Raw genomic sequence first — 18,803 nt, 5'->3', positions numbered from 1 at the left:
AACAATAAGTTGTGATCCCCGTCGGGCCGTGCGCTTGACGCTAAAAATGGGCGCATGTTAACTGGATGTTTTGCTTCGCTTGCCGCTGCCTAAGGAACATTCATGTTACGTTACAGCCTCTTAACTGCCGGGCTACTGCTCGGCACTTCTGCCCTTGCCGCACCCGCAGGCGATCTTCCTCTCATGCCCTGGCCCGCGAGCGTTGAACGCCCGGCGAAGCAGGGCGCATTGGTTTTGAATAATCACCTTTCCATTAGCGTGAGCGGCGACGACCTTGACGATGCGGTTGGCCGTTTGCGCCAGCGCATTGCCCTACAAACCGGCTGGACGCTGCAACCGCAGGCCGATAATCCGCCGAACGCCACCATTGCCATCACCATTGCGCAAAAAGTGGATCCACTTCCCAAACTCGACAGCGATGAGCGCTACACGCTGACGATCGACGCCAATGGCGTCAAAATTGCCGCCAATACCCGCTTTGGCGCATTACGCGCGATGGAAACGTTGCTCCAGTTGATACAAAACGGCACCGAGAACACCTCGCTGCCGTGGGTGACCATTGCCGATTCGCCGCGCTTCCCGTGGCGCGGTTTGTTGCTCGATTCGGCCCGCCATTTCGTACCGCTCGACGATATCAAACGCCAGATTGACGGCATGGCGGCGGCGAAACTGAATGTGCTGCACTGGCATTTAACCGACGATCAGGGTTGGCGTTTTACTTCGAAGCGCTACCCCAGACTGACCCAGCTTGCCAGCGATGGGCTCTATTACACCGATGCGCAGATGCGCGAGATTGTGCGGTATGCCACGGCGCGCGGCATCCGCGTGGTGCCGGAGATCGACATGCCAGGCCATGCGTCAGCCATTGCCGTGGCCTACCCGGAGTTGCTCAGCGCGCCGGGGCCTTATGCGATGGAGCGCCACTGGGGTGTGCTGAAACCGGTGCTCGATCCGACCAAACCGGCGACATACGCCTTTGCTGAAGCCATGGTGAGCGAACTGGCGGCCATTTTCCCGGACGCGTATTTGCATATTGGCGGGGATGAAGTTGACGACACGCAGTGGAAAAACAACCCGGCAATCCAGCAGTTTATGCATGAGCATCAGCTTGCCGACAGCCACGCGTTGCAGGCTTATTTCAACCGCAAGCTGGAAACGATTCTTGAAAAACACCATCGGCAGATGGTCGGCTGGGATGAGATCTTCCACCCGGATCTGCCCAAAAGCATCCTGATCCAGTCCTGGCAGGGGCAAGATGCGCTGGGTGACGTGGCGAAGCAAGGTTACAAAGGTATTCTCTCCACCGGTTTTTACCTCGATCAACCGCAATACACCGCCTACCACTACCGCAATGAAATTGTGCCGCAGGGCTTAAACAACGTGGATGTGATTGCCGATAACGACAGCGCGCAGAGCTGGGCTTTCACCTTGCCGCGCCTGAAAGGCAGCCCGCTTGAGGGCAGTTTTACGCTGATAAAAGGCGAGGGGAAATGGCGCGGATTTATTGATTTCAAAGGCAAATCACGCCGTGCGGTGCAGGACATTGACTGGCGCAGCGACCGCCAGGTGAGTTTTAGGGTCGATACCTGGATGGGGGAAACTCGCCCGGTCATCACCATCAATGACGATAAGATCAGCGGTTATTTCCTGCTCGGCAACGTGCGTTACCCGATTAGCGGCGCGCGGCTTGATGACGTGCCAAAAGGCATTGCGCCGGTGGTGCCCGACGCCAGCCAGCAGGCGAATTTGCTCGGCGGTGAAGCGGCGCTGTGGGCGGAAAATGTGGTCGCGCCGGTGCTGGATATCAAACTGTGGCCGCGCGCCTTCGCGGTGGCGGAACGGTTGTGGTCGGCGCAGGACGTGAACGACAGCGACAATATGTACGCGCGGTTACAGGCGATCGACAGTTGGTCGGCGGTGTCGGTCGGCCTGCAACAACACAGCCAGCAGCAGGTGCAGTTCACGCGTCTGGCAAACAATGCGGATACTGTGCCGCTGCATATTCTCGCGCAGGCGATCGAACCTGCGCAGTATTACACGCGCCAGCATCTGAAATTCCAGGCCGGGAATTATCATCAGTTCGAGCCGCTTAACCGCTTTGCCGACGCGTTGACTGCGGAAAGCAGCACCGTGCGCCAGATGAACCAGTGGGCTAACCGGTTGGTCAGCGACGCGGAAGACAGCGCCAGCGCCGGGGCGTTGCGCCATGTGTTCAATCGTTGGCAGAACAATACCAGCGACGCGTTAGCGCTTTGCGAGAGCAATTATCAGCTTAAAGCAATGAAGCCGGTGGTGCAGGAAGTCGACAAGCTGGCGTCAATTGGTCTGCGATTGACCGATTTGGTTGCCCGCCAGGGCACGCTGGATGATGAGGAAATCGCCGCTATTCAGCGCGAACTGGATAACGCCGCGCAAGTTCAGGACGAGGTGGTGATCGCGGCGGTCTATCCGCTGGAAAAACTGCTGCGCGCCACGGCGAATCGGTAAAAAATTGGGCCGCCGTCATCAGGCATTTTCGACGGGTGGCGCAGCGCCACCCGGCAAAAAAACGCTTAACGACGCACAGCGATGGCTTCGATTTCGATTTTCACGTCTTTTGGCAGACGCGCCACTTCAACGCAGGAGCGCGCCGGGAACGTGGCGTTGTGCTCGGTGAAGAACGCTTCGTAAGTGGCGTTAACGGTGGCGAAATCATTGAGATCTTTGACGAAAACGGTGGTTTTCACGATGTCGCCGACTTTCAGGCCCGCCGCTTCAATAATCGCTTTCACGTTATCCAGTGACTGACGCGCCTGGGCGGAAACATCGTCCGGCACGCTGCCGGTTTTCGGATCAACCGGGATCTGACCGGAGGTCAGGATCATGTTGCCGAGATCGACGGCCTGAACATAAGGGCCGATAGCGGCTGGCGCGTTTTCCGTGGCGATAACTTTGGTCATAATGACTCCTGTTTTTAACAGCGGTAATGAGTTTCCGGCCCATTATAGGGAGGGCGAGAGGTCATTACCAACCGCAATTAATTGGCCAGCACCACATGGTGCGAGAACTCTTTTTCGCAATATTTGCACTTCAGGGCGATGTCGTTTTCGCGCGTTTTGACCGCAAAACTGGAGGAAACTGGCTCCGCGTGGCTGATGCAGTTGCTGTTCGGGCACACCAGCACGCCGACGATACGCTCCGGCAAACTTGGGCGGGATTTGCCCACCACTTCATACTCATCAATACGGTTGACCGTCGCGCGCGGGGCGTACAGCGCCAGCTGGTTCACCTGCTCGTCGGTCAGAAATGTGTTCTCGATCTTGATCAGGTCTTTGCGGCCCATTTCACCCGATGGCAGGTTCAGACCGATGGTGATGCGCTGATCGGTTTCCGTCAGCTTAAACAGCGTCAGCAGCTTAAAACCCACGCGCGCCGGAATGTGGTCGATCACGGTGCCGCGTTTGATGGCTTCGACTTGCAGTTTATTATCGTGAGTCATTGTCGTTTCCCCTTACAGAACCAAATCGCGATTAAGCACCAGCGCCAACAGGGCCTGGCGGGCGAAAATGCCGTTACCGGCCTGCTGGAAATACCAGGCGTGCGGCGTTTTATCCACGTCGGTCGTTATCTCATCAACGCGCGGCAGCGGGTGCAGCACTTTCATATTGCTGCGCGCGCTGTCCAGGTCGCTGGCGCGCAACACAAACTGCGCTTTAACGTTGGCGTATTCCGACGGATCCAAACGCTCTTTCTGCACACGCGTCATATACAGAATATCGACTTCTGCGATCACTTCTTCGATGCTGGCGTGCACGCTCCAGGCCATGCCTTTTTCGTCGAGCATATCGAGAATGTACTGCGGCATCGCCAGCGCATCCGGGGCGATAAAGTAGAAGCGGTTGCCGCTGAATTTCGCCAGCGCTTGCGCCAGAGAATGCACGGTGCGGCCATATTTCAGGTCGCCGACCATCGCAATGTTCAGGTTTTCCAGGCGGCTCTGGGTTTCCTGAATGGTGAACAGATCCAGCAGGGTTTGCGTGGGATGTTGATTTGCGCCGTCGCCCGCGTTCAGCACCGGAATGCCGCCGGAAAACTCGGTCGCCAGACGCGCCGCGCCCTCTTGCGGATGGCGCATCACAATCGCATCCACATACGTGCTGATGACGGAAATGGTGTCGGCCAGCGTTTCGCCTTTCTTACCCAGCGAGGTGTTACTGCTGTCAGAGAAGCCGACCACGCTCGCGCCGAGGCGGTGCATCGACGTTTCAAACGATAAACGCGTGCGGGTGGAGGCTTCAAAGAAGCAACTGGCGATCACTTTGTGCTTGAGCAGCTCCGGCTGCGGGTTGGCTTTCAGCCGCGCCGCCGTGTTGAGTACCAGTTCAAGTTCTTCGCGGCTGAGATCGTTTATGGAAATGATATGTTTCTGATATAGCGGGTTAGCCATGGTTATCTCCTGACGACTGCGCAAAAAAAAGCCCCTCAATAGAGGGGCTGTGGAATAGGGTGGCAACGGGAAAGGAAAACGGCAGGTCTGCGCCTTTTTTCAGACGCGGCAAGACAGAGTGTCGTACGCAATTGACCATGCTTCCTCCCGGCAAATTGTCCCGGATTATACGCAGCTGTTTGCCCGGATCAAGCGATTGATGCACATTTTAAGCAATGCAATCGGTTCTCTTTGAATATTAATGCGTTCTGAGTAAATAACTAATCTTCTTATGCACCAGCGCGGTGTGCTTAACGACGCGCGGTGCCACCCACACAATACTGCTGCCAGCGACCACGCCAAGGATTTCAGGCAACTGATGGTAATCAAGAATTCGCGCGACTGCGCGGCCATATCCCGCCACGGTGTGAATAAGGATAAATTCGTCGTTGTGCTCCACGCTGATGACCATTTCCGAGACCGTACGCGCAGCATCTGGCGCTGGGCGCAACTGTGGATTGAGCGAATAGATTTTATGCCCTTTGGCATTGCGTATTTTTATGACGCCGAGCAGTTTCAGCAGGCGGGAGACGGTTGACTGGCTGATGGCATCAAAGCCGTGATCCTGCAAATCACGGCGGATTTCTTCCTGCGAAAGATAGCTTTTTTCGCTGATCAAGCGCTGGCAGACCGCCAACTGGAGCTGCTCTTTCGGTGAATATTCTCCGTACTCTTTCATCGCTTCATTTCCCTCGGTGTTGCCTGAATGATCCCTGCTGACGGCTGGCGTTGCTTACAGCAGGGCGCCTAAACTCAGTGCCGCCATGATCACCACGGTCAGGACCGCCAACAGCGGAGCTACCCATTTCAGGTAACGCACGTAGGGAACATGAGCGATTGCCAGCCCGCCCATGACCACGGCGGAAGTGGGCGTGACCAGGTTGACGAGACCGGAGGCAGATTGATACGCGGTGACCACCAGATCGCGGTTGACGTTAGCGAAGTCGGCGAGCGGCGCCATGATTGGCATCGTCAGCACCGCAAGCCCGGATGACGACGGCACAAGAAACGACAGCACCACTTCCAGCCAGTACATCACGTTGATAAACACGACGGTGGATAACCCGCTGACCATCTCTTCGGCACTGTGCAAAATAGTATGCGTAATCATGCCTTTATCCATGATCACCACGATACCGCGGGCAATGCCGATAATCAGCGCGACGCCCAGCAAATCGCGCGCGCCGTTAATAAATGTTGAGGTCAGTTCCTCTTCGCTCATGCGGGCTATCAGGCCGACGATAATGGCGCTCGCCAGAAACACCGTCGAGATCTGCGCCATCCACCAGCCGAGTACCGCCACGCCGTAAATCATCACCGCAAAGGCCAGCGCGAAAACCAGCAAAATCAGTTTGCGAACCGGCGTGAACACCAGCATCTCCGGGGAAACATTACCGAGGAAATACGTCCGATTCTCTTCCGCTTTGTCGGCAACGATCGAGAGCGCCGGGTTTGCACGCACTTTACGCGCATAGTGCATCACCCAGGCGACACAGATAACCCAGCCGATCACCAGCAGCGCCACGCGCAGGGCGATACCGTGGGTAAAGGGGATTCCGGCGGCGTTGGCGGCGATCACCGTTGCAAAGGGGTTGATGGTGGAACCCAGCGTGCCGATCCCCGCGCCGAGCAGCACCGTAGCGGCGGCGACCACCGGATCAAAACGGGCGGCCAGCATCACTGGCACCAGCAAGGTGTAGAACGGTAAAGACTCTTCCGCCATGCCGTAAATGGTGCCGCCCGCGGCAAACAGTGCCATCAGGATCGGGATCATCCACTCTTCGCGCCCGCGCAGGCGGGCGGTGACGCGTTCGATCCCGGCATCGATCGCCCCCGTTTTGCCGACGATGCCGAGAAAGCCGCCGATGATCAAAACAAACAGCGCCACGTCGATGGCGCCAGCCTGGCCGGTATCGGGATCGTAAAGGCCACCGATCGGTGCCATCAGCACCGCAATAATGCCCTGCGGATGTGCGGCGACATGCGCGTAAGTGCCCGCCACCGGCACTTCTTTACCGAGGGCGTCGTTCATCGCCATTTGGTACTGCCCGGCGGGGATCACCCAACTCAGCGCCGCGACAACGGCAATCAATAAAAAAAGAATGGTATAAGCGGAAGGGAATTTGAACTTGCCCATGATGTGCTCCTTGAACCCGGCGCACCCCGTGATGCGCCGGGGAGGTGGTTAGTCGCCGAGTGTTGCCACCATGACCGCTTTGATGGTGTGCATCCGGTTTTCTGCTTCGTCAAAAACGATTGAGTTGGGCGATTCGAAGACCTCTTCGGTGACTTCCAGCCCTTTTAGCCCGTACGCCATTTCGATTTCGCTGCCGACTTGGGTGTGCTCGTTATGGAAGGCGGGCAGGCAGTGCATAAATTTGACGTTCGGGTTACCGGTGGCTTTCACCACCGCGCCATTGACCTGGTAGGGTTTCATCAAGCTGACGCGCGCCGACCAGGCCTCTTTTGGCTCGCCCATCGACACCCAGACGTCGGTGTAGAGGAAATCGACATCCTGCACGCCTTCTTCCACATCGTCGGTGAGCATGATGCGTGCGCCCGTCTCTTTGGCGATGGCGCGGCACTGCGCAACGAGTGCGGCTTCAGGCCAGAACGATTTCGGCGCAACCAGGCGGATATCCATGCCCATTTTCGCCGCGCCCACCATCAGTGAGTTGCCCATGTTGTTACGCGCATCGCCCAAATAGGCAAATCGCAGATCCGCCAGTGCTTTGCCCGGTGCGTGTTCCAGCATGGTCATCAGGTCGGCCAGGATTTGCGTGGGGTGAAACTCGTTGGTTAAACCGTTCCACACCGGGACGCCCGCATATTCACCCAGCTCTTCCACGATGTGCTGGCCGTAGCCGCGATATTCGATGCCGTCATACATGCGACCGAGTACGCGGGCGGTATCTTTCATCGACTCTTTATGGCCAATTTGCGAACCGCCAGGGCCGAGATAACTGACCTGGGCGCCCTGATCGAATGCGCCAACTTCAAAGGCGCAGCGGGTGCGAGTAGAGGTTTTTTCAAAAATCAGCGCGATGTTTTTGCCCACCAGGGTTTGTTTCTCGCGCCCGGCTTTTTTGTCTGCTTTGAGCTGAATCGCCAGATCGATCAGGTACTGAATTTCCGCCGGGGTGTAGTCCAGCAGTTTGAGAAAATTACGGTTTTTCAGGTTGATGCTCATACAGTCTTCCTTTTGAAATCAGTAGCGAATTAAGGTGCCTTTGTCCCCGGCGAGAATGGCCGGGCCATCTGCCAGCGCGCCGATTCCGGCGATGCCGTGGCAGGCTTCGACGAACTGGCGGCAGGCGGCGACTTTCGGCCCCATCGAACCGGCGTCGAACAGCATGTCACGCAGCATTTCAGGGGTGACTTGCGTAAGCGGGCGCTGCGTCGGTTTGCCCCAGTCGAGGTACACCGCATCGGCATCGGTCAGGATTAGCAAGGCATCGGCTTCTATCTGCCGCGCCAGCAGCGCTGCGGAAAGGTCTTTGTCGATAACCGCTTCAATGCCGTGGTAACCGTCGGCGTTTTCCACCACCGGCACACCGCCGCCGCCGTTGCAAATCACCAGATGATCGCGGGCGATCAACGTGCGAATGGCGTCGCTTTCAACAATGTGTTTCGGCTGTGGGGAGGGAACGACACGGCGAAAAGCGTTGCCGTCGGCTTTAAATAACCAGCCTTTTTCCTGTCGCAGGCTCTGTGCCTGCGCCTCGCTGTAGATCGGACCGATGTATTTTGTTGGGTTGTTGAACGCCGGATCGGCAGGATCGACGGCCACTTGCGTCAGCAGCACGCTGATTTCCCGCTGCGGCAGGCGGTTTTTCAGTGCCTGTTGCAGCATGTAGCCGATCATTCCCTGGCTTTCGGCGCCCAGAATGTCGAGCGGGTAGGGAGCGACGCTGGTGTAGGCGCTGTTTTGCAGCGCCAGCAGCCCAACCTGCGGTCCGTTGCCGTGAACCAGTACCACGCGCCACTGGTTGGTTAGCCCGGCGATCGTGCTAGCCGCGAGTTCAATGTTCTGGCGTTGAAGGCTGGCTTCCAGTGGTTCGCCGCGTTTGAGCAGCGCATTGCCGCCGAGGGCGACAACGAGGGTCGGTTTTCTTTCCATGATGGCTCCTTTAAATGCCGTCGCGTTCCAGCGGGCAACTCATGCAGCGTGCGCCGCCGCGCCCGCGCCCCAGTTCATCGCCCGGAATGGGCAGCACGGTGATCCCGGCTTTGTCGTATTTTTCGTTGGTCCAGGTGTTGCGCTCGTAACCCACCACCACGCCGGGACGCAGGGTGAGCACGTTGTTGGCGTCGTTCCACTGTTCGCGTTCAGCTTCGAAAGCGTCGCCGCCAGTGGTGATAAGCCGCACCTGATCAACGCCGAGCGCTTTCTCAATGGCGTGCAGCAGGCTGCTTTCCTGGCGGCGTTGCAGGCCGCCGCGCCCGTCCGGGGTCAGCGTCCAGCAATGCACATCCTGGCGAACCACTTCGGGATAGACCGAGAACGTGTCCAGATCGATGTGGGTCATCACGGTGTCGAGATGCATGCACGAGCGATGTTTTGGCAATTCAACCACCACCACGCGCTCGGCCTGGCGATGTTTAAACAGGCTGGTCGCCAGAAATTCAACACCCTGCGGGGTGGTGCGTTCAGAGAGGCCAATTAATACCGCGCCACGGCCAAGCACTAATACATCTCCGCCTTCTAACGTGGCGTGGTCATAATTAATATTTTCGTCGCCAAAATATTTAATAAATTCCCCATCGGAGAAGGCGGGATGCCAGCGATAAATAGCACGCAGATTATTGGTTTCTCGCTGACGGGCCGGTTTTGCCATCGGATTAATCGATACGCCGTTATATATCCAGCATGACGTGTCGCGGGTAAATAAATGGTTGGGCAGCGGTTTCATAATAAAGTCATTCGCTGTGTGGGTATCAACCACCATATTTTTAATCGACGCGGGAATTTCGCCGTAGGTCAGGCCGCCGCTGAGTCGCCGCGCCAGTTCGCGGTGAGGCATATCCGCCAGCCAGCCGCGCACGTCTGCGGCAAATGCTGGCCCGAGGCGGTAATCAGAGATCTGTACTTCTAATAGCCAGGATTTGGCCTCTGCAATATCAAGAGTTTGCGTCATAAGATCGGTCAACAACAGGACTTCCACACCCTGCTCGCGCAGCGTGTTTGCAAACACATCATGCTCTTCACCGGCGCGTTCAACGGATAACACATCGTCAAACAGCAATTCCTGACAATTCGACGGCGTTAAGCGTTTCAGACTTAAATTAGGGCGGTGTAGCATAACGCTACGCAATTGGCCTATTTCAGAACCGACGTAATGCTTTTCCATAATTATTCCTTTAGCTGTATTTTCAGAATAAATAGGGGCCGGGCAATGAATAATGGTTAATTTCATTGCCGGTTAGTCTCAATTAATTTCACGGCTAATAGTAGAAGCCGTATGAATTAATAATGTGATGGTGCGCACGTCGAATCAGATATTAAAGACCCGTCTTTCGAATGCATGATGTTTATCAGAAAAGTGATAATTAGCTATTTTGGATATTTGAATGGCTACGCATTAATGGCTGAACTTATTCATGGGTGTTATCGATTTGTGGCTTTTTATAAAATCCTATGATTTTATAACATATTGATTTTATTATGATTGCCTCTTTTATTAGAATAACTATGCAAAAAAATGAATTAACCCGTTTCGTTTCGCCATAAAAACAGAAATAACACGCGAATAAATGCGGCAAAAAACGAAATGGCAAAATGTGAGGGCATAACGTGTTTTTAATTAAAGGCTGAAAAATCAAAAGGTCAGCATGCTTCTTGGGTCAGCTAATTTCTGTTTTATGCACGAATATCGCATACTTTCCGCTCATGGCTTAACAGGCAGATAACATCTCCGCGATAAACATGCGCTGACACAAATCTCGCGCAAAAAGTGGTGGTATGGCAGAGGGAATTCTCGTATAAAAGCTGAAAATGAAACGACGTTTTATCTTGAGGGTTAAATCATGATCGTTGGCAATATTCACAATTTACAATCCTGGCTGCCGGCAGAACTGCGCGAAGCCATTGAACACGTTAAACAGCACGTTACCGACGCGACGCCTACCGGCAAACATGAGATCGACGGCAGCCGCCTGTTTTATCTGGTTTCAGAAGATATGACGCAGCCGTTTGTTGAGCGTCGCGCCGAATACCACGCGCGTTACCTGGATATTCAAATTGTCCTGAAAGGCCAGGAAGGGATGACCTTCAGCACGCAGCCTGCGGGCACGCCGGATACTGACTGGCTGGCGGATAAAGACATCGCCTTTTTAGCGCAAGGCGAGCAGGAAAAAACCGTGGTGCTGAGCGAGGGGGATTTTGTGGTGTTCTATCCAGGCGAAGTGCATAAACCGCTGTGTGCAGTGAATGCGGCGGCGCAGGTGCGCAAAGTGGTCGTTAAATTGTCTGTGGCCTGATTTTTTCCCCTCTCCCGAAAAGGAGAGGGGAAAGCATTACTTGCAGAGTGTCGCGACCATCACCGCTTTAATGGTGTGCATGCGGTTTTCCGCCTGATCAAACACCACGCTTGCCGGTGATTCGAATACTTCATCCGTGACTTCCATGCCGCCGTGTAGACCAAACTCTTGCGCCATTTTCTTGCCAAGCGTGGTTTTGTCGTCATGAAACGCAGGCAGGCAGTGGAGGAATTTCACCTGCGGATTGCCGGTCAGCGACAGCATTTTGCTGTTGACCTGATAAGGACGCAGCAGCGCGATGCGCTCGGCCCATTTCTCTTTTGCTTCTCCCATCGACACCCACACATCGGTGTAGATGAAATCGGCGTCTTTCACCCCGACGGCGATATCTTCCGTCAGCAGAATATTCCCACCGTTTTTCACCGCTAACGCCTGGCATTCCGCCACCAGGCTCGCTTCCGGCCAGCAGGCTTTCGGCGCGACCAGGCGCAGATCCAGGCCAACTAACGCCGCGGCTTCCAGCATCGAGTTGCCCATGTTATTGCGCGCATCGCCCGCGTAGACCAGCGTCATCTGGCTAAAAGCTTTGCCTGGCAATTGCTCGCGCATGGTCAGCAAATCCGCCAGCAACTGCGTTGGGTGGAACTCATCGGTTAAACCGTTCCACACCGGCACGCCAGCGTATTGCGCCAGCGTTTCGACAATCTGCTGGCCGTAACCGCGATATTGAATGCCGTCATACATGCGGCCTAATACGCGTGCGGTGTCTTTGATTGATTCTTTATGCCCGATTTGGCTGCCGCTTGGGCCGAGATAAGTGACGCGAGCGCCTTGGTCATATGCGGCAACTTCGAAAGAGCATCGTGTACGGGTTGAGTCTTTTTCGAAGATGAGCGCGATATTTTTGCCGGTAAGTTTCTGGACTTCCTGGCCTTTTTTCTTATCAGCTTTCAATTGTGCGGCAAGTTGCAGCAGAGCGTTGATTTCAGCGGGTGTAAAATCGAGCAGTTTTAAAAAATGTTTTTGATAAAACGCAGACATGTTTCCCTCACATGGCTTAGGCCACTTATTGAATTAAAATTCAATTTATATGTATGAATATTCATTTGCAACCCCGGGTGAGAAATCTTTTCGGCGAAGAGTGGAGGCAATGGCGGCGGTGTGTGACAATAAGAGTATCTGCCACTTTGATGAGGAACATGCCATGGCGAACCCGGAACACCTGGAAGAGCAGCGCGAAGAAACGCGTTTGATTATTGAAGAATTGCTGGAAGACGGCAGCGATCCTGATGCGCTGTACACCATTGAGCATCACCTGTCGGCAGATGATTTCGAAACGCTGGAAAAAGCCGCAGTTGAAGCCTTTAAGCTGGGTTATGAAGTGACCGAGCCGGAAGAGCTGGAACTGGACGAAGGCGAAGTGGTTATCTGCTGCGACGTGCTGAGCGAAAGCGCGCTGAATGCTGACCTGATCGACGCGCAGGTTGAGCAATTGATTAATCTGGCAGAGAAATTCGACGTCGAATACGACGGTTGGGGCACTTACTACGAAGACCCGAACGGCGAAGAAGGCGAAGAAGGTGACGATGACGACGAAGATTTCGTTGACGAAGAAGACGACGGCGTTCGTCACTGAGTGAATGTTGCGGCAGCGCTCGCTGCCGCAAAGTAAGGAAACGCCATGGATTACCCGCAAATACTCGCCCCGGTTTTCGCTTTTCTGCACTGCCCAACCCCTCAATCCTGGATAGACAAAGCCCGCGATCCGGCAATGTTGCCGCTGCTGTTGACCGATCATATGGTCTGCGAACTGAAAGCCGCCCAAACCGCGATGCTGCTGGTGCGCCGCTATGTGGCGGATAAAGGCGGCTCGGATGCGTTGCTGGCATGGCTGAAACCTTACGAAGAATTCGCGTTTCGCGAAGGGCCGGAACCCGATTTTGTCGCTTTGCATAAGCAGATCGGTAAAAGCGTAATGCCGCAAACGGATGATGCCTGGGGCCAGGCGTTAATCGACAGTATGGTGTTGCTGATTAAAGAGGAGTTGCACCATTTCTGGCAGGTGCGGGAAGCGATGAGTGCCCGCGATATCCCCTACGTCAAAATCACCGCCAGCCGGTATGCCAAAGGGATGCTCAAAGAAGTGCGCACGCACGAACCGCTGACACTGGTGGATAAACTGATTTGCGGGGCCTATATCGAAGCCCGCTCGTGCGAACGTTTTGCGGCGCTGGCGCCGTGGCTGGAGGATGATTTGCGGAAGTTCTATATGTCGTTATTGCGTTCTGAAGCGCGTCATTATCAGGATTATCTGGCGCTGGCACAGCAGATTTCGGCGGTTGATATCAGCCCGCGCGTGCGCCATTTCGGCGAAGTGGAAGCGGCGTTGATTTCCTCACCGGACGCCGAGTTCCGTTTTCACAGCGGCGTCCCGGTGTAAAAAAGCGCTGTGTTACAGCGCTTTCAGCATGCGGACTTCGCAATCCACATGGCCGGTACAGCCCAGCGGCCCGTCGATATGCTCAAACCCAAGATGCTCGTACAGGCCGATGGCGTCGGTTAAAAACGCGGTGGTTTCCAGGTAACAACGCCTGAAACCCTGAGATTTCGCGTGTTCCATCGCCATTTGCGCCAGTTTCTTCGCCAGTCCCTGGCCGCGCGCGGTGGGCAGGAAATACATCTTTTGCAGCTCGCAGATATCCGATTCACTGCATTTCAACGGTGCAACACCACCGCCGCCGACAATTTCTCCGTTTTGTTCCACCACCCAATATGCGCACCCCTGGCGGCTGTAGAGCTGATAAAGCTCGTCCAGCTCAGGGTCGGCAACGGTGTAGCCTTTATCGGCGGTGAGGCCATATTCCGCGGACACCTTGCGGATCACGGATGCGATTGCTGCGTTATCGGCAACAGCAATCCGGCGCATTTTTACCTCTACCGGAACGGTCACATTCATCTTCGTACTCTATTTATTGCTTTTTACGTGATCTTGCTTAATACCACTCCAGGCGCGTTCTGGCAAGACCAGGAATATTGGGCGCTATTTTTTTGACCATAAGCTATTTAGACTGCATGGTGGAGATAATTCTTAAGCAATATTGTTGTGCTTTACTCCGTTTGGCTTGTCTTTTTTACGATAAGGATTGTTATGACTTCCGAAACTCATGGTTCCGTGGCCGCTCCCGTGCGCCATTTTCTATTTCAGGGCAGCGGGAAAGGTTATTTCGTGATATGGCTGGTAAATATTCTGCTTACCCTAATAACACTAGGGTTATATTTGCCCTGGGCGTTAGTGCGTGCGCGTCGTTATTTCTACGCGAATACTGACCTCGACGGCGCGCGTTTTTCTTATCACGCAACGGGCAGTTCTATTTTCATTGGCTGGCTGTGTTTGCTGGCGTTATATGTGATCTTTTTCATTAACGTGATGTATCAAAACATGGTCCTGCAACTGTGCATGATTGGCTTATTCCTGCTGTTCTTCCCGTGGTTGATCACCCAGGGCCTGCGTTATCAAATGTTGATGACGGAAATTAATGGCGTGCGTTTTAACTTTTACGCCAGCCCGCTGCGCGCCTGGTGGGTGATGATGGGCTGCCCGCTGCTGATTATTATCGCGTCGGTGGTGGTGTTCTCTCTCTTTACCACCTCGGCCATGAGCAGCACTTCCATCGGCGCTATTATCACCCTTATTGGTCTTGGTTCGCTGGTATTACTGCTGGGTGTGGCCATTATGCAAGGTGTTTACACGGCGCAATGGTTTGGCATGCTGGTGAATAATTTGCAGTATGGCAAATTGAAATTCTCCGGCACCTTTTCCATCAAAAAATGCGTCACCATCATTGTGCTGTCGATGCTGCTGTTTGTGCCGTTTATCGCCCTGATGCTGTATATGATTGTTCCTGCTTTCTACATGATGTCGCAGTATACCTACGCGGTGGGCGGCGATCCGGAGCAGTTAGCAATGCTAATGGGACCTTTCTACGGCAAATTAATGCTGGCCTATTTGATTTATATTGCCGGAGCGATTGTGTGCTTTATTTTCGCCTTCGTGAAACTGCGCAGTTATCTCTATAGCCAATTAGCGCTGGAAGGGGATATTCGCTTCTCTTCAACGGTGACCGTGGGTCGCATGTTCTGGATTTCCATCAGCAACATGCTGGTCTGCTTCGTGACGCTGTTCCTGGCGTGGCCGTGGGCGAAAGTGCGTATGACCCGCTATCTGCTGGAAAACACGCATGTTTATGGCGATCTGGAAGCGTTGACGTTAGAGGATCACGGCGAGAAACCGGCAAAAGATCCGGCGAACTTGCTGGCGCGCGGTTTGTCATTCTATCCGGCGGCGTTTTAAGAATTTTCAAGATAAATAAAAAAGCCGGGCATTTTAATAGCCCGGCTTTTTTTATGCTTCACGATTACAGCGCGGCGATAACAGCCTGCTGTTCAATCAGCTTCGCTTTGGTCTGCGCGTAGCCATCGAGCTTCTCACGCTCTTTGGCAATCACCGCTTCCGGTGCGCGAGCCACAAAGCCTTCGTTGCCGAGTTTGCTTTCGATGCGGCCAATTTCCTGCTCAACTTTCGCCACTTCTTTCGCCAGTCGCGCCAGCTCGGCGTCTTTGTCGATCAGACCCGCCATCGGGATCAGCAACTCTGCGCCATCAACGATCTTGGTGACCGAAACCGGACCTTTCTCATCGCCAGACAGCACGGTGATGCTCTCCAGACGCGCCAGCGTTTTCAGGAAGCTCAGGTTGTCGTTGACACGACGCTGCGCATCGGCGCTGGCGTTACGCAGCAGCAGTTCCAGCGGTTTGCCCGGCGAAATGTTCATTTCAGCACGAATATTACGTACTGCAATAATCGCCTGCTTCAGCCATTCGGTATCGGAAACCGCGTTCTCATCAACCTGAGAGGCGTCATATTCCGGGAACGGTTGCAGCATGATGGTATCGGCATTAATGCCTTTCAGCACTTTCACGCGCTGCCAGATGGTTTCCGTGATAAACGGAATGATCGGGTGCGCGAGGCGCAGCAGACCTTCCAGCACCGTTACCAGCGTATTGCGCGTGCCACGCAATTCCGCTTCTGAACCGCCGTTCATCACCGGCTTGGTCAGCTCCAGATACCAGTCGCAGAACTGGTTCCAGGTGAACTCATACAGAATGCCCGCCGCGATATCGAAGCGGAAGCTGTCCAGCGCGTCGCGGTAGGCTTTGATGGTCTGATTGAATTCCGCCAGAATCCACCTGTCCGCCAGCGATAACACCCTTTCGCCGCCGTTGAACCCGCAATCCTGCTCTTCGGTGTTCATCAGCACAAAGCGGCTGGCGTTCCACAGCTTGTTACAGAAGTTACGGTAACCTTCCAGGCGTTTCATATCCCAGTTGATGTCGCGACCGGTCGAAGCCAGCGCCGCCAGGGTGAAACGCAGGGCGTCGGTGCCGTGCGGTTCAATGCCGTCCGGGAACTGCTTCTCGGTGCGCTTGCGGATTTTCTCCGCCAGCTGCGGCTGCATCATGTTGCCGGTGCGTTTTTCCAGCAGATCCGCCAGCGAAATCCCGTCGACCATATCCAGTGGGTCAATCACGTTGCCTTTGGATTTCGACATCTTCTGGCCTTCGTCATCGCGAATCAAACCGGTCATATAGACGGTTTTAAACGGTACCTGCGGCTTGCCGTTTTCATCTTTGATGAAGTGCATGGTCATCATGATCATGCGCGCGATCCAGAAGAAGATGATGTCGAAGCCGCTGACCATCACGCTGGTCGGGTGGAACTGACGCAGCGCGTCGGTGTTTTCCGGCCAGCCGAGGGTCGAGAAAGTCCACAGCGCGGAGGAGAACCAGGTGTCCAGCACATCGTCGTCCTGGCGCAGCGCGATATCGGCTGACAGGTTGTTTTCCTGGCGCACTTCTTCTTCGTTGCGGCCAACGTAGACATTGCCTTCGTTGTCGTACCACGCCGGAATGCGGTGGCCCCACCACAGTTGGCGAGAGATACACCAGTCCTGAATGTCGCGCATCCAGGAGAAATACATGTTTTCGTACTGCTTCGGCACGAACTGGATATCGCCGTTTTCCACCGCTTCAACCGCCGGTTTCGCCAGCACATCCGCGCGAACGTACCATTGATCGGTGAGCATCGGTTCGATAACCACGCCGCCACGATCGCCGTACGGAACGGTCAGGTCGTGCGGTTTAACCTCTTCCAGCAGGCCAAGCGCGTCAACGGCGGCAACCACCGCTTTACGCGCGGCAAAACGCTCCAGATTCTGGAACTCGGCCGGGATATCAGCCGGATAAACGGTGGATTCGTTGCCATTGGTGTCATACACCTGCGCGCTTTCACGGATATCGCCGTCAAAGGTCAGGATATTGATCATCGGCAGCTTGTGACGACGGCCAACTTCGTAGTCGTTGAAGTCGTGAGCCGGGGTGATTTTCACGCAGCCGGTGCCTTTTTCCATATCGGCGTGTTCATCGCCAACAATTGGAATACGGCGGTTAACCAGCGGCAGGACGACGAATTTGCCAATCAAATCTTTATAGCGCGGATCTTCCGGGTTCACGGCCACGCCGGTATCGCCCAGCAGGGTTTCCGGGCGAGTGGTCGCAACAACCAGATAATCTTTACCGTCGGCGGTTTTCGCGCCGTCGGCCAGTGGGTAGCGGATATGCCACATTGAGCCTTTGGACTCGCGGTTTTCCACTTCCAGATCGGAAATCGCAGTGCGCAGTTTCGGATCCCAGTTCACCAGGCGTTTGCCACGGTAAATCAGATCTTCTTTATACAGGCGGACGAACACTTCTTTCACGGCATTGGAAAGACCTTCGTCCATGGTGAAGCGCTCGCGCTCCCAGTCCACGGAGTTACCCAGACGGCGCATCTGGCGGGTAATGGTGCCGCCGGATTCCGCTTTCCACTGCCAGATTTTGTCGATGAAGGCATCGCGACCGTAGTCGTGGCGGGTTTTACCTTCTTCGGCGGCAATTTTACGCTCAACCACCATTTGGGTTGCGATACCCGCATGGTCAGTACCGGCCTGCCACAGGGTGTTTTTCCCCTGCATGCGCTGGTAGCGGATCATGGTATCCATGATGGTCTGCTGGAAGGCGTGGCCCATATGCAAACTGCCGGTGACGTTCGGCGGCGGGATCATGATGCAGAAGCTTTCCTTACTTTCATCACCGTTCGGCTTGAAATAGCCCTGCTTTTCCCACTGCTCGTACAGCGGCTGTTCGATATCTTTGGGGTTGTATGTCTTTTCCATTATTTCCAGGTTGCCGTGTTCAGGTTGAAACCGGCCACGCGGTAGGCTTTGTAGCGTTCGCGTGCCAGTTGTTTCAGAGAGTCTTCGTGAGGGACGAAGTCTATCACTTCTGTGAAAGCGGTGGCAAAATCTGCAAATTCCGCGCGCAGGCTGATTAAGATGTCCCGCGGGCTGCTGTTGCGCTTCTGCGGCCAGGCAATTTCAACCGGCGCGCCACCGCGCGGGCCTTCACCCGCCAGGTTGTGTGGCACAAAGCTTTCCGCCGGGCGCGCCCACAGCGCTTCATCAAGGCGAATCGCCTGTTGCTCATCAACACACGCAATCAGCACGCGTTTGCCGTTACGCCAACGTTCTGCGGCAATTTCACACACCAGTTGTTCGACGGCGCTTAAGCCATCTTGTTGTGTGTCGTTGTCCAGAAGATAGAACGTTGCATTTTTCATATATGGGGCTTTTGGTTGAGGATTTAAATGCTAAGCCCGGTGGCGCTACGCTTACCGGGCCTACGGAATGTTTTACGCCCAATTGCCGACCGAATCTGTAGGCCGGATAGGGCGTGGCCGCCATCCGGCAATCAATTCGCATTA

18 protein-coding genes and 1 pseudogene are annotated in these 18,803 nt (G+C 54.9%); 5 read left to right on the top strand and 14 right to left on the bottom strand.

What is annotated here, in order from left to right:
* Nucleotides 1-102: 102 nt before the first annotated feature.
* A complete protein-coding gene (locus AAEY27_RS19455) occupies nucleotides 103-2,487 on the top strand; it encodes a beta-N-acetylhexosaminidase (protein ID WP_342322433.1) in 2,385 nt (794 codons plus the stop codon).
* A gap of 65 nt (nucleotides 2,488-2,552) precedes the next feature.
* Here AAEY27_RS19455 and ridA read toward each other — a convergent pair whose 3' ends face one another.
* From ridA to arcA, 9 genes and pseudogenes are all read right to left on the bottom strand, one after another.
* Entirely contained in the window at nucleotides 2,553-2,939 is a 387-nt protein-coding gene (gene ridA, locus AAEY27_RS19450; protein WP_342322432.1) for a 2-iminobutanoate/2-iminopropanoate deaminase, read from the bottom strand.
* A 77-nt stretch (nucleotides 2,940-3,016) separates the two neighbouring features.
* Entirely contained in the window at nucleotides 3,017-3,478 is a 462-nt protein-coding gene (pyrI, locus tag AAEY27_RS19445) for an aspartate carbamoyltransferase regulatory subunit (RefSeq protein WP_342322431.1), read from the bottom strand.
* A 12-nt stretch (nucleotides 3,479-3,490) separates the two neighbouring features.
* Nucleotides 3,491-4,426: an aspartate carbamoyltransferase gene (pyrB, locus tag AAEY27_RS19440; protein ID WP_342322430.1), complete on the bottom strand. Its 936-nt coding sequence runs from the start codon at nucleotides 4,424-4,426 to the stop codon at nucleotides 3,491-3,493.
* Between the two features lie 58 nt (nucleotides 4,427-4,484).
* Nucleotides 4,485-4,565: pseudogene (locus AAEY27_RS22465) on the bottom strand (pyrBI operon leader peptide); the annotation flags it as partial.
* A 99-nt stretch (nucleotides 4,566-4,664) separates the two neighbouring features.
* Nucleotides 4,665-5,144: an arginine repressor gene (locus AAEY27_RS19430; protein WP_342322428.1), complete on the bottom strand. Its 480-nt coding sequence runs from the start codon at nucleotides 5,142-5,144 to the stop codon at nucleotides 4,665-4,667.
* Nucleotides 5,145-5,198: 54 nt separating this feature from the next.
* Complete coding sequence (locus AAEY27_RS19425) at nucleotides 5,199-6,602, bottom strand: YfcC family protein (protein WP_342322427.1); 1,404 nt, start codon at nucleotides 6,600-6,602, stop codon at nucleotides 5,199-5,201.
* A gap of 48 nt (nucleotides 6,603-6,650) precedes the next feature.
* Nucleotides 6,651-7,655 carry an ornithine carbamoyltransferase gene (gene argF, locus AAEY27_RS19420; RefSeq protein ID WP_342322426.1) on the bottom strand — a complete coding sequence of 335 codons (1,005 nt, stop codon included), beginning with the start codon at nucleotides 7,653-7,655 and terminating at the stop codon, nucleotides 6,651-6,653.
* 18 nt (nucleotides 7,656-7,673) lie between these two features.
* Nucleotides 7,674-8,585 (bottom strand): carbamate kinase, encoded by a 912-nt coding sequence (gene arcC / locus AAEY27_RS19415; protein WP_342322425.1) that lies wholly within the window; start codon nucleotides 8,583-8,585, stop codon nucleotides 7,674-7,676.
* A gap of 10 nt (nucleotides 8,586-8,595) precedes the next feature.
* Nucleotides 8,596-9,816: an arginine deiminase gene (gene arcA, locus AAEY27_RS19410; RefSeq protein WP_342322424.1), complete on the bottom strand. Its 1,221-nt coding sequence runs from the start codon at nucleotides 9,814-9,816 to the stop codon at nucleotides 8,596-8,598.
* A gap of 676 nt (nucleotides 9,817-10,492) precedes the next feature.
* Between arcA and AAEY27_RS19405 the strand changes: the two genes are divergently transcribed.
* Nucleotides 10,493-10,945, top strand: coding sequence for a YhcH/YjgK/YiaL family protein (locus AAEY27_RS19405; protein ID WP_342322423.1), 453 nt, complete (start codon nucleotides 10,493-10,495; stop codon nucleotides 10,943-10,945).
* A gap of 36 nt (nucleotides 10,946-10,981) precedes the next feature.
* Here the strand turns inward: AAEY27_RS19405 and argF (AAEY27_RS19400) are convergent, their stop codons facing one another.
* Together argF (AAEY27_RS19400) and argL are read right to left on the bottom strand one after the other, a co-directional pair.
* Nucleotides 10,982-11,986: an ornithine carbamoyltransferase gene (gene argF / locus AAEY27_RS19400; protein ID WP_342322422.1), complete on the bottom strand. Its 1,005-nt coding sequence runs from the start codon at nucleotides 11,984-11,986 to the stop codon at nucleotides 10,982-10,984.
* Nucleotides 11,956-12,051, bottom strand: coding sequence for a putative translational regulatory protein ArgL (gene argL, locus AAEY27_RS22460; RefSeq protein ID WP_425294642.1), 96 nt, complete (start codon nucleotides 12,049-12,051; stop codon nucleotides 11,956-11,958). The genes argF (AAEY27_RS19400) and argL overlap by 31 nt, the downstream gene beginning before the upstream one ends.
* Nucleotides 12,052-12,149: 98 nt before the next feature.
* Between argL and rraB the strand changes: the two genes are divergently transcribed.
* Both rraB and miaE read left to right on the top strand, forming a co-directional pair.
* Nucleotides 12,150-12,581 carry a ribonuclease E inhibitor RraB gene (gene rraB / locus AAEY27_RS19395; protein ID WP_342322421.1) on the top strand — a complete coding sequence of 144 codons (432 nt, stop codon included), beginning with the start codon at nucleotides 12,150-12,152 and terminating at the stop codon, nucleotides 12,579-12,581.
* 45 nt (nucleotides 12,582-12,626) lie between these two features.
* Nucleotides 12,627-13,385 (top strand): tRNA isopentenyl-2-thiomethyl-A-37 hydroxylase MiaE, encoded by a 759-nt coding sequence (gene miaE / locus AAEY27_RS19390; protein WP_342322420.1) that lies wholly within the window; start codon nucleotides 12,627-12,629, stop codon nucleotides 13,383-13,385.
* Nucleotides 13,386-13,397: 12 nt separating this feature from the next.
* Here the strand turns inward: miaE and AAEY27_RS19385 are convergent, their stop codons facing one another.
* Nucleotides 13,398-13,901 (bottom strand): GNAT family N-acetyltransferase, encoded by a 504-nt coding sequence (locus tag AAEY27_RS19385; protein ID WP_342322419.1) that lies wholly within the window; start codon nucleotides 13,899-13,901, stop codon nucleotides 13,398-13,400.
* Nucleotides 13,902-14,093: 192 nt separating this feature from the next.
* Here AAEY27_RS19385 and AAEY27_RS19380 point away from each other — a divergent pair, with 192 nt between their 5' ends.
* Complete coding sequence (locus AAEY27_RS19380; RefSeq protein WP_342322418.1) at nucleotides 14,094-15,296, top strand: YjgN family protein; 1,203 nt, start codon at nucleotides 14,094-14,096, stop codon at nucleotides 15,294-15,296.
* 64 nt (nucleotides 15,297-15,360) lie between these two features.
* Here the strand turns inward: AAEY27_RS19380 and AAEY27_RS19375 are convergent, their stop codons facing one another.
* Entirely contained in the window at nucleotides 15,361-18,216 is a 2,856-nt protein-coding gene (locus AAEY27_RS19375; protein ID WP_342322417.1) for a valine--tRNA ligase, read from the bottom strand.
* Nucleotides 18,216-18,659, bottom strand: a complete 444-nt coding sequence (gene holC / locus AAEY27_RS19370; RefSeq protein WP_342322416.1) for a DNA polymerase III subunit chi — start codon at nucleotides 18,657-18,659, stop codon at nucleotides 18,216-18,218. Before holC ends, AAEY27_RS19375 begins: the two co-directional genes overlap by 1 nt.
* Nucleotides 18,660-18,803 lie beyond the last annotated feature (144 nt).

The sequence above is a fragment of the Kosakonia sp. BYX6 genome (assembly GCF_038449125.1).
Lineage (GTDB): Bacteria > Pseudomonadota > Gammaproteobacteria > Enterobacterales > Enterobacteriaceae > Kosakonia > Kosakonia calanthes.
The sequence above is the reverse complement of the archived record's forward strand: the minus strand, read 5'-3'. Positions and strand labels throughout refer to the sequence as shown.